10 protein-coding genes are annotated in these 15786 nt (G+C 41.1%); 5 read left to right on the top strand and 5 right to left on the bottom strand.

Annotation, left to right across the window (positions count from 1 at the left end):
• Positions 1 to 34: 34 nt before the first annotated feature.
• Entirely contained in the window at positions 35 to 1159 is a 1125-nt protein-coding gene (locus JWR61_RS11135) for a YhcG family protein (RefSeq protein WP_301927885.1), read from the bottom strand.
• Positions 1160 to 1171: 12 nt separating this feature from the next.
• Entirely contained in the window at positions 1172 to 2503 is a 1332-nt protein-coding gene (locus JWR61_RS11140) for a site-specific integrase (protein WP_301927886.1), read from the bottom strand.
• A 634-nt stretch (positions 2504 to 3137) separates the two neighbouring features.
• Here JWR61_RS11140 and JWR61_RS11145 point away from each other — a divergent pair.
• From JWR61_RS11145 to JWR61_RS11155, 3 genes are all read left to right on the top strand, one after another.
• Positions 3138 to 8066: a PAS domain S-box protein gene (locus JWR61_RS11145; protein ID WP_301927887.1), complete on the top strand. Its 4929-nt coding sequence runs from the start codon at positions 3138 to 3140 to the stop codon at positions 8064 to 8066.
• 382 nt (positions 8067 to 8448) lie between these two features.
• A complete protein-coding gene (locus tag JWR61_RS11150; protein ID WP_290336317.1) occupies positions 8449 to 8682 on the top strand; it encodes a hypothetical protein in 234 nt (77 codons plus the stop codon).
• A 519-nt stretch (positions 8683 to 9201) separates the two neighbouring features.
• Positions 9202 to 9627 carry a hypothetical protein gene (locus tag JWR61_RS11155; RefSeq protein ID WP_301927888.1) on the top strand — a complete coding sequence of 142 codons (426 nt, stop codon included), beginning with the start codon at positions 9202 to 9204 and terminating at the stop codon, positions 9625 to 9627.
• A 56-nt stretch (positions 9628 to 9683) separates the two neighbouring features.
• Here the strand turns inward: JWR61_RS11155 and JWR61_RS11160 are convergent, their stop codons facing one another.
• A complete protein-coding gene (locus JWR61_RS11160) occupies positions 9684 to 10691 on the bottom strand; it encodes a polysaccharide deacetylase family protein (RefSeq protein ID WP_301927889.1) in 1008 nt (335 codons plus the stop codon).
• A gap of 633 nt (positions 10692 to 11324) precedes the next feature.
• Between JWR61_RS11160 and JWR61_RS11165 the strand changes: the two genes are divergently transcribed.
• Positions 11325 to 11480, top strand: a complete 156-nt coding sequence (locus JWR61_RS11165; RefSeq protein ID WP_290336320.1) for a lmo0937 family membrane protein — start codon at positions 11325 to 11327, stop codon at positions 11478 to 11480.
• Positions 11481 to 11663: 183 nt separating this feature from the next.
• Here JWR61_RS11165 and uxuA read toward each other — a convergent pair whose 3' ends face one another.
• Both uxuA and JWR61_RS11175 read right to left on the bottom strand, forming a co-directional pair.
• Positions 11664 to 12836, bottom strand: a complete 1173-nt coding sequence (uxuA, locus tag JWR61_RS11170; protein WP_301927890.1) for a mannonate dehydratase — start codon at positions 12834 to 12836, stop codon at positions 11664 to 11666.
• A gap of 55 nt (positions 12837 to 12891) precedes the next feature.
• Positions 12892 to 14526, bottom strand: coding sequence for a DUF5597 domain-containing protein (locus JWR61_RS11175; protein ID WP_301927891.1), 1635 nt, complete (start codon positions 14524 to 14526; stop codon positions 12892 to 12894).
• 146 nt (positions 14527 to 14672) lie between these two features.
• Between JWR61_RS11175 and JWR61_RS11180 the strand changes: the two genes are divergently transcribed.
• On the top strand, positions 14673 to 15716 hold the full coding sequence (locus JWR61_RS11180) for a LacI family DNA-binding transcriptional regulator (protein WP_301927892.1): 1044 nt from the start codon (positions 14673 to 14675) through the stop codon (positions 15714 to 15716).
• The last annotated feature ends 70 nt before the right edge of the window (positions 15717 to 15786 follow it).

The following is a 15786-nucleotide window of genomic DNA, read 5'->3' on the forward strand; positions in this document are numbered from 1 at the left end:
GTTCTGAAATCTTATTTGGGAAATAGCAATATAATTATTGTCGTTTTTCTTTCTCCTCCTCAATAATCTTCTGTAATTCCTTCTCACTCGGCAAATTGATTAAGTACTTTGAAACAAATACCTGCTGTGGCAAACCCATTGTTGCATATTTTACCAATGCCTCATTTTTACCAGAGCATAAAATAATACCGATGGGATCATTGTCGCCCTTGGTGAATTCGTTGTCTTTATAATAGTTGAGATACACATTCATTTGTCCGGAATCTGAATGATCGAACTCTCCAATTTTGAGGTCCAACAGTATATGGGTTTTTAAGATTCTGTGATAAAAAACTAAGTCGATTCGATAATGCTTATTATCAAACGTTATTCTCTTTTGCCTGGCTTCAAAACAAAACCCCCGTCCCATTTCAATTAGGAAATTCTGGAGGTTGGTGATGATACTTTCTTCCAGATCGGATTCACTATAAGATGGCTTTTCCTCTAAGCCCAGGAATTCCAATAAATAAGTATTACGAAATACATCTTCAGGTTTCACATCATATTGGACCATATGTTTTTTCAGAGTAGCTTCCTTGTCGGTACTAAGTCCTGTTCTTTCATACAAAAGGCTTTCAATGGCTCGTTTTAAATCTCTCACGCCCCAATTGCTTTGAATAGCGTGAACTTCATAGAACCGGCGTTTAACGTCTGTATCAGCCTTTAAAAGCTCTATAAAATGAGAAAAACTAAGGTTAGTAAGCAACTGGTTCATATCAGCCTGAATTTTGTCAGGGCTCAATTCTGCGGACACTGTCCGCAGAATGTCAGAGTGCTGAAAATCAATTAGATACGATTTTGCGGACACTGTCCGCAAAATCTGAGGGTAAGCTTTATACAGGTCTTTGCAAAGGTATAAATGTCTTTCCCTGATTGATTTCAGCCCCTTTTTAATGAGACTTTCAGCGATGGCTTTAAAAAGTCGTTTTCCATAATCCGCCCGGTCTTTACCAGACTGTTCGTACTCTGCAATGTAAAAACCGATAATCCAATTACGAAGTGTTAAAGCAGTATTCACCTGCCTTTGAACTTTATCCAGGAAAAAAGTATTTGTATACTGGATAGTTATTGCCAAATTTTCCAGTGTATTTAAAGATGGTATACTTTTATCTGTTTTCATATTCAGAAAAATTTAAATTTTGAATGATGTTAACTGGTGGGCAAATTCCTTCTTTACTTCTTTGTCAAAACTGTCAAGATAATGCTGTGTAGTTTTTACATCTGAATGCCCCAGGGCTTCTTGTATATATTCTGTACTTGCGCCTGAACGCTTTAATACTGTAGAGAAGGTATGTCGGGCAACGTATGTGGTTGCTTTCTTTTCAATTCCCAAACTGGTCATTATTTTTTTCATCCAGTTGTTGATGAAAGCCACAAAAAGGAGGTTCAATTCAAATTGTCTCAAAGCTGACAAACCAGACTCAAGTATCGGAAAAATATAATTACCTGGAGATTTGTCATTGTTCCCCCAACGATTAATTATTGCCCACATATCCTCAGTAATAAAAACAGTGATTGGCTTGGGATCGCTGCGAAGCGATCTTTCCGTTTTGGCCCTTTCGAAAACGAGATACTGGTCGTGAATGTTTTTATATTTGAGAGCAGCGATATCCTTTACATTCATACCATTACCGAAATAACTAAACAACCAGAAATCACGACCCTTTTGTTCGTTTTCGTTAGTTGGATCACATTCGTAATAATATATTCTTTTTACGTCCTCTAGATCCAAGGCCTTCTTTACACTTTTGGAAGTAGGTATCCGATATTTACGTTTCCCGAAAGGATAATTTTTTTCTCTGCTTATAGTGCCGTCCTCGATGGCTTCGTTAAACATAGTTCTTAAAGGACGTATGTACATTCCAACTGTAGTTTTGGAAATATTTCTTGCAAATAATGTGCTTTCATACTCAAAAAGAAAGCTGGGTGTTATGTCACTGAACCTTACGTGTCCTCTAAATTTTTTGAGTGACACATAACTGTCATGGTAATTAACCGCAGTACTTATGCGGCCCTGTTGTATCAAATTTTTGATATAACCCAAATAAAAAGCTGAAATGGTTCCTGACTTAAACTCCTCGGACAGGATACAGAATCTCTTATTAAAACTGGAGTAGTCAAATTTATCGCTGGAATCAAGAGATGTTTTATCCTTTTGTTTTCTTTGGCGAAAGAGATTGTTAGAACGTATGAAATGCTTGTCGAAATCATAAAAATTAAAAGGATCTAATTTTTTAGCCGCATTTTCTGCAGTTCTTTCGATGTCCTTAAGTTTATCCCGGATAACTTGCAGATCACTACTAATCCTGGAGGCCGATAACTTTTCATAGTCATCCTTTGTAAGATCAAAAATGGTCTGGTAGTACTCAGGAATTCGCTCATAAGTTACTCTTAACTTTATAGGATACTTGTTTGTTTTCTTAATCCTTCTGGTATCAAGAATGATGTTTATTGTTGCAGACATAACTGAAATTTTTTCTTTCTTCGCATTGTCCTTGACGTCAAAATTTGCAAACAATTTGCAAACAAAACACAGTTAAAGGCGACTAAAGTGCCCCTATAGGAAACAAGCAATAATCGTGCAACAAGTTGAATTAAAGCACTTTAGATTAAAATCAGTTAAATTGAGAAAAGATAGATTAAGTTATTTTTCCCCCTCTTAATCAGTAGGTCCAGGGTTCGAGTCCCTGAGGGGTCACTGATAAAAAGCAACAGCCTTGATAGTATCCACTTTCTAGGCTGTTTTACTTTTCTGTCAAAACAATGCTACAACTTTTCAATTAATACTTATACATAATAAGGAAGAGGGAACGAAGCGTTATGGATAAATAGTAAACCATACAGTTAGCTGTTCCAGCAATCTTTTTAGAAAGCCGAAGTAGAAACCCGACTACAGAAAAAAAGGAATTTAATTACAGTGAACAATACCGCATCCAATTATATTCGTTTGTTTTATTAACTGTAAAAGCTGGCAGCAGTCTTCAGTTCAACGCCTTTATGCGGAGACATCAGCGAAGCGCCAGTTTGCAGGTAAATAAAAGAGATTCAGTTGTTTTGTCCGGAATTCAGACGGTTCATTATCCAATATTCTAATTTCTATGCTTAAAAACCTGCCGGGCTATCAATCTATTATTGAACAGGCTATTGTCCCGATTATTCTTACAAAAGCAGATGGCAAGATTTTAAAAGTAAATAAAGCTGCCTGCCAGTTGTTTGGTTATACCACCCAGGAACTTAATGACAAACAACTGGACTGCATTATAGATCACACTGAAATTGATACCTTCTTAATAAGAGGAAATGCAAACGGCCAGCAAAAAGAAGAAACTGCAGGCATAAAAAAAAACGGGCAACGAATAGTCCTTGAAATTTCTTATACTATTTTCTTTAATGAATCAGACGAACAATGCTTCTGCAATATCCTCCAGGATATAACAGCAAGAAAGCAGGCGGAACAGGAAATCAACTTACTGCTCAATCATACAAATGAATCATTTCTGCTACTCGATAACGACCTGCACATAGTTAATTTTAACAGGCAGTGTGCACAATTATATAACACCCGCCTGCAGCTGCAGATTGAAAAGGGAAGGCATATTCTTGATTATGTTCAACCGGAAAGAAAACAAATTGCAACCCAAATATATGACCGGGTCTTAAGTGGTCACACGGAAAGAGCCGGGTTTTCCTTCCGGGATAAAAATGGAATCATTGCGTCATTTGCCTGCAGGTATGCACCTTCGATAGATGACAATAACAGGATTATTGGTGCCTTTGTAACCATAGTCGATACTTCCGCACACAAGCAATGCCAGCAAAACTCCGTTAATCAAAACAGTTTATTGAATTACGCAGAAAACAGTTACCGGGAGATATTTGAAAACTCCAGTGAAGGTATTTTAATACACGGCATTGAAGACGACCTGCTGATTGATGTAAACCAGGCTGCATGCGAAATGCTGGGTGCAGCCAAAGAAAATATTTTACAAACTGATCCCGCTGATTTGATGGCGGGCATGCCGGGCTATACAGCCGGTGTGGCAAAGGAAAAATTTGCAAAAGCAGCTGCCGGTAATCCGCAGTTGTTTGAATGGTTAATCAGGCGGGACGATGGCAACTTAACCTGGGTAGAAATAAGTGTAAAAAAGGCCAACATTGCCGGCACTGACCGAATATTGTCATTTTTAAGATTGATAAACGACCGCAAAAAAGCGGAACTGGATAAAGAATCTGAAAGGCAAAAAAAAGAAGCCCTCATCAATAATACCGAAGACCTGATGTGGAGTATCAGCAGTGACTATAAGTTAATTGCCGTTAACCATGCATATGGAAAAATGATGGAGGCGGTGAATGCAAAAGTTCCGGAAGAAGGAGATAATGTATTCAAGAAAGAATTTGGTAAAACGTTAAATGACCGGTGGAAAGCATATTATGAAAGAGCACTGAATGGAGAAAAATATTCTATCAGGGAAGAAGTGTATAACCCGGCTAATCAAAGAACAGAATATGGACTGATATCCTTCTGCCCCATGTACAATGACGGTGAAAAACCTTTTGGCGTAGCCTGCTACTCTAAAAATATTACAGAAGATACTTTGAACAGGCTGGCACTGGAGGATGCCAAAACCAGGCTGGATGAAATTATGCAATCCACGCTGGATGTAATTTGTACAGTAAATCCCGATGGATTATTTGCAGATGTAAGTGCTGCATCGGAAAAAGTATTTGGATACACTCCCGGTGAGATGATTGGCAAACCTGTTTTTGATTTTGTGTTTGCTGAAGACCGTGATAAAACCAAACACCAAATTGACAGCATCAGGAATGGTAACGGCACCAATAGCTTTACAAACCGTTACGTAAAAAAGGACGGCTCGCTGGTTACCATTGAGTGGAAGGCAAAATGGGATGAAAAGAATCAAAAAAGATATGCAGTGGCAAGAGATGTGACGGAGAAAATAAAAGCCGAAGAACAAAAAGAATTTGAAAAAAGAAATAATGAGGCCCTTATAAACAGTACGGATGATTTAATATGGAGTGTTGGCGTAAATTCAAATTTGATTGCTGCCAATGAAGCATTTATCAAAAGTTTCCGGGAACAGACAGGCGTTACGCTTCAGCCTGGCGATTCTATGATTGACAAAAATAGTTTTCCTGAAGCGATGCTGAAATCATGGCAAAAAATACTTGGCAAAACCCTGTCGGGAGCATCCTATAAAAAGGAAGTTTACAGCCCGCCAATGGCTAAAAGAAAAGAGGCCTGGTTTGATATTAGTTTTAACCCTATTTACACAAATGGTGAAGTGATGGGCATTGCCTGCTATGCAAGAAATATAACAGATCGAAAAAAGACAGAAGAGCAAATAAAACAAAGCCAAACCTTGTTAGCAGAGGCACAGCGGCTGGCTAAACTCGGAAGCTGGAGTTTTGACTTTAAAGCAGATACATTTACCTGGTCGGATGAGTTGCACCATATTTTTGGTACAGATAAAAATGCATTTTTACAAACACATGGTTCATTTATAAAGTTGATAGATAAAGCAGACAAGCAATCGGTAATGCAAACCAAAAGCCATTCACAAAAAACCGGTAAGCCTTATGTGATAGAGTATCATATCACCACGCCAGCCGGTAATAAAAAAATTATTCAGGAACACGGATATAGTGAAAAAGATTCAAAAGGCAATATCATCCGTTTGTTTGGAACAGCGCAGGACATTACAGAAAGCAGGAAAAATCAGGAAGAATTAAGGATTTCCGAAGAGCATTACAGAATCCTTTTTCAATACAGCCCGATGCCAAAATGGATTTACGACCTGGAAACTTTTCAAATTAAGGACGTAAACCTGGCAGCTATTTCGCATTACGGATATAGCCTGAGTGAATTTTTGGAGTTAACCCTTATGGACTTAATGCCAGACAGTGAAAAGGCCACCTTAAAAGCAAAACAACAGGTTGCAAGAGAGGGCATTTTTTACTTTGGTTTATGTACGCATCAAAAGAAGAATAAATCAATGATCCAGGTGGAAGTGTCTGGTAACAAAATTATGTATCATGGCAGGAAGTGTATGACGGTGTTGTGTAATGATGTTACACAAAGAGAAATTACCCTGGATTTGCTGTTGGACAGGGAACTGAAATTAGACAATGCGCTGCGGATTGCTAAACTTGGATATTGGCAAACTGATTTAACCAATAACAGCTTATACTGGTCCGCCGAAGTATTTAGCATTTGGGAGTATAAATCGAGCCAACCGGATTTTGAATTCTTTCTGTCCTCCATCCATCCGGATGACGTGGAAGCTTTTTTTAAGGCACGGCGTGCTGTTCTCAACGGTCAAAAAGATCTTGACGTAGAACACCGCATCGTGATGACAGACGGCTCAATTAAATGGGTTCATGAAAAAGGACAATTAGAAAAAAATGAGCGGGGCGAACCTGCTTTTCTAACAGGAACTGTACAGGACATTACAGCGCAAAAATTACTGGCAGTATCACTTGCGGAAAGTAACCAGCGGTACAAGTTTGTTGCAAAAGCTACCTCGGATGCCATCTGGGATTGGGATTTGGTTACTGATATGATTTATTGGGGAGACGGTATTGACTCCATTTTTGGTTATCGCTACAGCCAGCTGAATGTTCATAGTAATTTTTGGAACTACAATATTCATCCGGATGATATAGATAAAATAATGAAGAGTATCAATGCAGCAATTGAAGGCGTACAGGAAAACTGGTTTGCTGAATACCGTTTTCTAAAAGCCAATAACGAATATGCCTTCGTTACTGATAAAGGATTTGTAATCAGAAATGAACAAGGTAAAGCAATCAGGATGGTAGGCGCTATGCAGGATATTACCCAACAAAAGCAAAAAGAGCAGCACCTTAAATTACTGGAATCAGTTATCATAAATGCCAGTGACGCTGTAATGATTATTGAAGCCGCCCGTGGGGATGAAGCAGAAATGCCAATTGTTTACATTAATGATGCCCTCACAAGGATGACTGGTTACACTGCAGGTGAATTAACAGGCAAAACGCCTAAAATGTTTCATGGTCCACAATCCTGCCGCAACGAAATGAAACGCCTGGAATCTGCCATCAGGGCGGAACAGCATTGCACCATTACTACTGTCAATTACAAAAAGAACGGCGAAGCATTTTGGATCCATATGTCTGTAAGTCCCGTGTCAAACGAAAAAGGATGTGTTACGCATTGGATTGCTATCGCCAGGGATGTAACGGAAGATAAGCTGTCCGCAATGCGGCTCAACACATTGAATGAAAATTTGGCAAAGCATGCCAAAGAGTTATCCATATCGAATGCTGAGCTGGAACAATTTGCCTTTGTAGCCTCGCACGATTTACAGGAACCGTTGCGGATGGTAACCAGCTTTTTAATGCTCCTGGAAAAGAAATACAAAGATGTACTGAATGACGATGGAAAAAAGTATATCAGTTTTGCTGTGGACGGAGCTAAACGGATGAGGGAAATTATACTCGATTTACTTGAATTTTCAAGGGTGGGAAAAGTGGAAGACAATATGGAAACACTGGACATGAATAAGTTGATCGGAGAAACTAAGCTGCTTTTCAGGAAAGATATAGAAGATAAAAAGGGTGTTATAAATGTAGGCTCACTGCCAACAGTGTATGGTGCGCAGGTTCCCCTTCGCCAGGTTTTTCAGAATTTAATAGGCAACGCGTTAAAGTACAGTAAAGCTGACCTGCCGGCGAGGATTGATATCACATGTACCGAGTTGCCCGCACATTGGCAATTTTCAGTAGCCGATAATGGGATAGGTATTGACAATGCCTACCTCGATAAAATATTTATCCTCTTCCAGCGACTTCACAAAACAACGGAGTACGCAGGCACAGGCATCGGCCTTGCAATTACAAAGAAAATTATTGAAAATCTCGGCGGCACTATTTGGGTAAATTCCCGCGAACAGGAAGGCAGTACTTTCAATTTCACACTGCCAAAAATTGCTGCATCTGACACCACCGCCAAAGTCATCGAATGACAACTACTTAAAGAAGCCGGCACCAAAAATTTCAATAAAATTAAAACCCAAAAACGGCCTTACTATAAAATGCCCGGCAAGCGGTTTCAATAAAAAGCTCCGGCAACTTAGCCCCTTGTTACTTAAGCTAAATTTATAAAAGATAAATTCTGTATCAAAAGATCAGCAGTGTTTCGGCTTTCAGCAATCAATACAGGCAGGCTTTGGTACGCTACCTTAAATACCTGCAATATTTTATTCAATGACATACTGCTGATACCTGTTGCTGAAATGCGTAAATGTAAAACGAGAGACCGCATAAATTTTTGTTGACCGGTAACAATCAGGGATGACCAACAGGTTGGATTGAAAAGCCTTTGCTATTTTTAATTAAATTAAAGGCATGCATTTTTTATTTTTTAGGTTTAAATGGTCAGAATGGGATAAGGAAATTCTGACAGATTCCGGAACAGGTTTTTATTTCACCAATCACCCCCCCGCTCACGGCTGCGATACACAAAGAACAATCAGGCTTTTTATCAATAAACCAGCCACAGCAGCAATAACCATTGACGAGATAACTGAAATCACCAAAATGGAATATGAGCTTGAAACTGGCAAGCCATTCCATCTTTAAATCAGCCAATTTTTTTTAAGGTCATCCGGGTAAATTAATACCTGCACCTGCATTATTTTGCCGTGCAACTGGTTCCCCTCCCAAAACAAAATTTACCCTATGAAGTATAAAATAGCCATCACTATTGTGACGGATGTAAGACAATCAGACGCATGATTTATACTTTTTATTGCCTATACAACATTCAAACATTCATCCCGGCTTCTCCGCAACGGCCCTTTTCTATGATGGCCTGTACAATCTGCCCATGCGGCAATTGAGAGAACTGCAGCTGCACATAGTCAGCTTCGGCCGGATTATTTATATCAGCCTGGCTCCCGTCCTGCCATCATGCATTTTTTCTTATCCTTTCCTATTCACTTTTTATTATTGCTGGTCGCTATAATGATGCAGGTGTTAACTACTGTTAAATGTGGGCGTTGATCGCAACAATTTACCACTTGATAGCTTTTTAAAAAAAGGTGACCCAAGCCGCTCTAGCTTTGTGTTTGTAATTAATTCAAAACAAATAAAACAAACATGAAAAAGAAAATTTTGGCATTCGCCTCAGCCTTTACGCTGACTATGTCTGCCGTTTTTGCAACTACTCCCACTGATGTGCCTGCCACAATTGTAACTGAACTGCACAAGGATTTTAAAACAGCAAATGATGTGGAATGGAAAACGACCGACAAATTTTACAAAGCAACTTTTACAAGCAACGGCATCAGGCTGGAAGCCTTCTATGGCACCGATGGGAATTTCCTGGCTGTTTCCAGAAACCTGACAGCGGACCAATTGCCGCTGCCGCTGATAATGGATACAGAAAAGAAAACAGATGGTGGCAGTGTAACTGACCTGTTTGAAATTTCGTCGTCCAATGGCACAGATTATTATATGACTGTTAAAAAAGCCAGGCGAACCATTAGCTATAAAAGCACCGGCGATACATGGAGCCGGTATTAATTGTGGCAAACTTGCCAATCACTTTGTCCCAACGTTTGGCCTTGACGGTAAAATATTTAGTTTCCCGGCTGGTATTTTCTTCTTCTCTCCATCAGTTCACGCCAGGTAACCAAAATAATGTGCTGCTGCTCTACATATTTTTTTAATGCAGGGTTCATCATCGCCAGCATGTCGCCTTTTCGTTCCGGTCCGGTTGCAGAAATATGTTTAAAAATATCTGAAGGTTGCGTACAATGCATAATCAGGTAAGTTATCCCTGGTTGAATAGCGGCAAAAGTTTCAATGTACTTCCGGGTTTTAAATTGTTGCAGGCTGGTATCTGTTTCAGGTGTGCCTTCCGGCAGGTTCCAGCCCGTTTTGCTCACAATATCATCCAGCACAGGCAGGCCCGCGTTCCATAATTGTTCGGCCAGCGGTTGCAGGGTCTGCAGTTGCGCCGCGGAATAATCTCCTTCCTTTGCAATGAGTGTATTGTGTCCCCCGGGAAACATCACGGGTATATGATATTCAATAGCCAGTTTTACGTATCGTTGCAAAAAAGCGGGTGTTGCAAACAAAGTGCCCATATGGCTATCCATATGAGTAGGTTCAAACCCCATTTGACGGGCTCTTTCAATTTGGGCACGCAGCTCTGTTTCCACTTCATCTGCTGAAGCATGGGCTACAACATCTTCTACTTCCGGCCACATGGCTCCTTCTTTATCTACCAGTCCGGGCACAGCTGGTTTGCCGCTCAGGGGCGGCCAGCGGTAATTGTCCCATTCGGAGGTTAGGGTAAGATGAAGGCCGGCATCGGTTTGTGGATGATCTTTTAAATAATGTACATAGGCGGGCACCCAGGGGCATGGCATCATTACGCTGCAACTGGTAGCAATCCCCTTTGACATAGCATTGATAGCCCCTTCATTGGAATCAAAGGACATGCCTACGTCGTCAACATGCACAATAACTACCCTGGCACCTTTGGGATATCCTAACCGTTCAGCAAATGTAAGCGTTGTATGTTGTGCCCGTGTCAGATGAGTAAAAAACACGCAGGCAACCAGGAGAAGTATTGCTTTCATATTTTAAATTAATTGGTATAACTGATAATTAGACGCAAGTTGTTTATAATCGCAGGATGCAGGTAACAAAAAATTTGTTCATTCCGCGGACCCGCGTGTCATGGTCAATGGCAAAGTATGTTTAGCATCCGTTTGTATAAACTGCAAACAAATATAGCGGCTTTTGATATGCAGAAAAAAACCATCGTTAACTAACTTACTGTTTAAAAAGTGGCTTATTATTATTTTACAGCCTGGCAGAGTGTGTCAATGCATCCTGCTTTTGGTAGGGCCTGCGGGCGGGCACTTCCAATATTTGTTTGTTACCATGATTTCGGTGATGTAAATCAATGCAGGCGTTACAAATATTAAGTTTTTAGTTGGGGCAGGGCATTGTTGAGGAAATGCAGGTTAATATGATGAACTAATTTAATGAAGGCTGCGTTCATCAACCATCACACCGGTAATTCAAAACCCGCACTGGCCATTGTATTATGGCGACTTGGATAATGTTTATCCTCAACTTAATTGCTTTGTAGACAATAATCCCCTCATTGAGCAAATTGCCAACTGGAATAAGCCTAAAATAACTTGTTAAAATTTGGCAGGATTTTTAAACAACAACAATATTCTTAATTCTTAAATTCATTTTTTATGGGTAATCTTTTGTATTTAATCGCTGTCATCATCATTATCATCTGGGCAATTTCTTTTTTAGGAGGTTTTTATACCGGGGGAATAATTCATTTGTTATTGGTAATTGCGATCATCATGATTGTTATTAAAGCTTTGAACCGGGGCAATATTTAGCAGTACATTGTAGCAGCCCGTTCGTCAATATGGCCGGGAGGTGCAGGGAAGTTTTTACTTTTGCAGGTAACAACTGTTAACTGAATGCAAGATGAATTGCTTCTGCGGGAGCAGATGTTAAATGGATACGCTATTAATTGTAACAAAACACATTGACTTATGACCAGCCCTGCGCCTGGCTGGTCATAAGTTTCTGCTTATTGCATATTCAACTCCACGCAATTCTGCCAACGCCTTTAGGCGGCCTATGGCCGAATAACCCGGATAGGTTTTCTTTTTTAAATCGTCCAGTAACTGGTGACCATGATCTGGCCGCATGGGTAACGCAATGCCTCTACGCTGCATCAACAACAATACTTCTTTTACAATGGCATACATGTCTGCATCACCTTCCAGGTGACTGGCTTCATAGAAATTTCCCTGGCCATCGCTTTTGGTATTGCGCAAATGAACAAAGTGAATATGGTCGCCAAAACGGCGGATCATCTTTACCAGGGCATTGTCCGGTCTTGCGCCAAACGAACCGGTGCAAAAACAAAATCCATTCGTTTTGGATGGAATGGTAGCAATCAGATCGGCAGCATCCTGTTCCGTACTCATTATGCGGGGTAAACCCAACACAGCATAAGGCGGATCATCCGGGTGGATAGCCATTTGAACACCGCACTCCTCTGCCGTTGGTATTACCTGTTGTAAAAAATAAAATAAATTATTTTTTAGTTGAGCGGTGTCAATTCCATCGTAGGTTTTTAATGCCGATAAAACCTGTTCCGGTGTAAAAGCATCATCGCTTCCCGGCAAGCCCAGCATCGCATTGCGAAATAATTTTTGTTTTTCCTCCGGCGACATCACCGAAAATTTTTCGGTGGCTTTTTTTATTTCTTCTGAAGAATAATCTTTTTCAGCACCGGGGCGCCGCAATAAAAAAAGATCAAACGCAACAAATGCCAGGCGTTCAAAAAATAATGCGGTGCCCCCGTTGGGTAACGCATAGGCAACATCGGTACGCAACCAATCCAGCACTGGCATAAAATTATAGGTCACCACTTTTAAACCACAAGCAGCCACATTGCGCAGACTCGTTTTATAATTTTCAATGTGCTGCAAATAATCGCCGCTTTGCCTTTTAATATCATCACTCACCGGCAGACTTTCAATCACTGTCCAGCTCATGCCTGCTGCTTCAATCATCTTTTTTCTTTGCACAATGGCATCAAGCGGCCATACATCACCTACCGGTATTTGGTGCAAGGCTGTTACCACACCTGCGCAGCCGGCCTGCGCAATATCAGCCAGGCTCACAGGATCGTTGGGGCCAAACCAGCGCATGGTTTGATGCATTAAGTGAACAGGCATCTGTTGCTTTTTTTAATTGGTGATAAGAAATCCAACCCAACACTATTTGCGAAAATCAATTATCAATCTTTGCCGGCGAATTATACAGTGTTACTTTTTGAATACCCCAGTCCCCCACCGCAAAACGGATATGCCTTCCCTGGTGATCCTGGTCTCCATTCATTCTGCGGCCTTTTGTTTCGGTTCCGTTGATGTAACTCACTTCATCGGCCTTAGCAATATTGGTTACAAAATCTTTATCTGTATTTTCGAACGTGACTACTAGCCCTGTTCCCGCTACAATAAATTCATCGGGTGCGGTTTGTAAGATGATGCCACCTGTTGTACTCCATACAGAATCCTTTGCCTCGGGCGACCAGGATAAGGTTGCATCATGCGTAACAACCAATTGATATTGTCCCATTTTTAGTACCGTCTTTTTATTCGGTTTATCCAGCAGCACGCCTTCCATATTCAGCCATTGTTTGTTTGTAATCATAGGCGTTAACTGCTGAAGCAGGTCGTAGGTTTTTGCCAATGGCAATGATCCGCTATTATCTGATTCAATAGAAAAAGGAGAAAAGCCCAGGGCTTTATAATGCCCGATGATAAAAAATGCTTTGGCTGCGGCCGCCTTATCAAATTGCATTTCGGGCACAAATAAAATATTGCCGTTTCTTGCGTACAGGTCACACCAGTATTTGGTATCGGGATTATAAAAGTCCGGCGACAACAGGTCGATTGCTGGCGCTCCTGCCTGCCACACGTCCATCAAATGTGGCAGTGGGCCAGCGCTGGGATATTGCCCCGGTAATTTGCCGGGCCTTGGCAAAGCTGCATTGACATACATCGGCAGGTCATATACGGCTTTACCAGCCAACGTTACCTCATTGGCGTACCTGGCGTAATGCCATGCCTGGAAAATTTCATCTGTTGCAACACCTTCACCAAAAATGTCGTTCCACTTACCGCTCAGTTTAGCTCCTGCAGCTTCCCATTTTTGTCTGAACTCCGGCACCAGCCGGTTTTTATTTTCTTTAAAATAGTCCAGCAATCCGGCGGGTACATTCGCATTAAAAATTTTATCTGCAGACGCTGACATTTCTCTTGCCGTCGGTAACATGCCGATTTCATTTTCAACCTGCACCATTACCACCGTTTGTTTTATTTCATCTGTTGCTTTGATGTGCCGCAATAAAGCAGCAAACGCTTTTTTATCTGCTGCCAGTGTTTCTTTTCCAAACACAGAAAATATTTCCTGGCTTCTGCCGCTGCTATCAGGTGTTCTCGGAAAACGCTTGGGATTGGCTTTCATCCACAGCGGCGCATAACAACTCATGCTATTTTTCCAGCTGCCGAACCATAGCAACACTATTTTCATGTCATGGTTTCTTGCCTCCCCAATCATACTATCCACCAGTGAAAAATCGAAACGATTTTCTTCCGGTTCCATCAATTCCCAATACACGGGTACCAGCACGGTGTTCAGGTGCATTTCTTTCAAATGGCTCCATCTTGGTTTAAGATATTCCATGCTGGAGGCACTTGAATTGCCCAACTCTCCGCCCAGTATTAAGAATGGTTTTCCGTTCACCAGCAACTGTGGGTATTCGCCTGATTTTTTTATCTGCACACCGGGATTGTGCTGAGCGGATATGGTTGACAGCACCAGCAATAAGGCGGGTAATAAACATACTATTCTTTGCTTCATAGCCTTTATTGTTTTTCTGTTCAGCAATCAGCGGCCCTGGCATAAGCCGCTTATAACGAATGTAACCCGTTTTGCCTGATAGCTGCAACTGATTGCAATTTTTTTCTGACAATTATTGGTTTTCTTTACTAAACAAGCTGCATTGTATGAAGCAGGAAAAGGAAATTACCATCTACGATATTGCCCGGAAGCTGAATATTTCTGCTACCACCGTTAGCCGTGGTTTGCAGGATAACCCCGCCATCAATAAACTAACCCGCAAAAAAATTGCTGATACCGCAAAGGCACTGGGCTACCGTTCCAATAATTTTGCCAGCAGCCTGCGAAGCAAAAAGACAAACACACTCGGCGTTCTGGTACCAAGATTGAACAGTTATTTTATGGCTTCCGTCATGTCTGGAATGGAAGACGCCGCCAATAAAGAAGGGTACAACCTCATCATCAGTCAGTCCCAGGAAAAAGCAGCAAAGGAAGCAGCCAATGCCCATACCATGTTTAATAAACGGGTAGACGGTTTGCTGGTTTCGCTTGCTTCTGAAACTGAAAATATTGATCACCTGGCACCCTTTTTCCGCAAGGGTATCCCGGTAGTTTTCTTTGACCGGGTGTTTCCGCATAAGGACAGTACCTGCGTTGTTATTGATAATTATAAGGCGGCTTATGAAGTCACCAAACATTTAATAGACGGGGGTTGCAGGCGAATCATGCTGTTGGGCGGCAACATGCTCAGGAACGTATATGCGGACAGGTTGAGGGGTTATCAGCAGGCATTGAAAGATCGCAAAATACCATTTAATGAAAAGCTCATCTATATCAGCAACCTTGCGGAACAGGACGGAGTAAATGCTGCTGAGTTGATTTTGAAAATGAAAGCAAAAGAACGACCCGATGCCATCTTCGCTGCCAACGACACGGCAGCTGTGCATTGTATGATCCATTTAAAGGCAGCCGGTATACAAATACCCGGAGAGATAGCATTTGCCGGTTTTAACAATGACCCAATCAGCAGCATTGTGGAGCCCAACCTTACGACGGTTAATTATCCCGGCTATACCATGGGCGAAATTGCGGTAACCAATCTTATCAGTCACCTTTCCGGGCAAAACAATGTGAAGAACACCAGCACGGTTGTGTTGCGGTCTGACCTGGTAATCCGGGCATCCTCACAAAAAAGCAAAGCGGCTAAGTAATTTTTAAATTTGTTATTCATTTATTTTTCACGAGGTTTGTGCAACCGATTGCAAAGAAAGAGGTAAAAAA

Origin of the sequence: Ferruginibacter sp., from assembly GCF_028288465.1 — a bacterium.
Classification (GTDB): Bacteria; Bacteroidota; Bacteroidia; order Chitinophagales; family Chitinophagaceae; genus Ferruginibacter.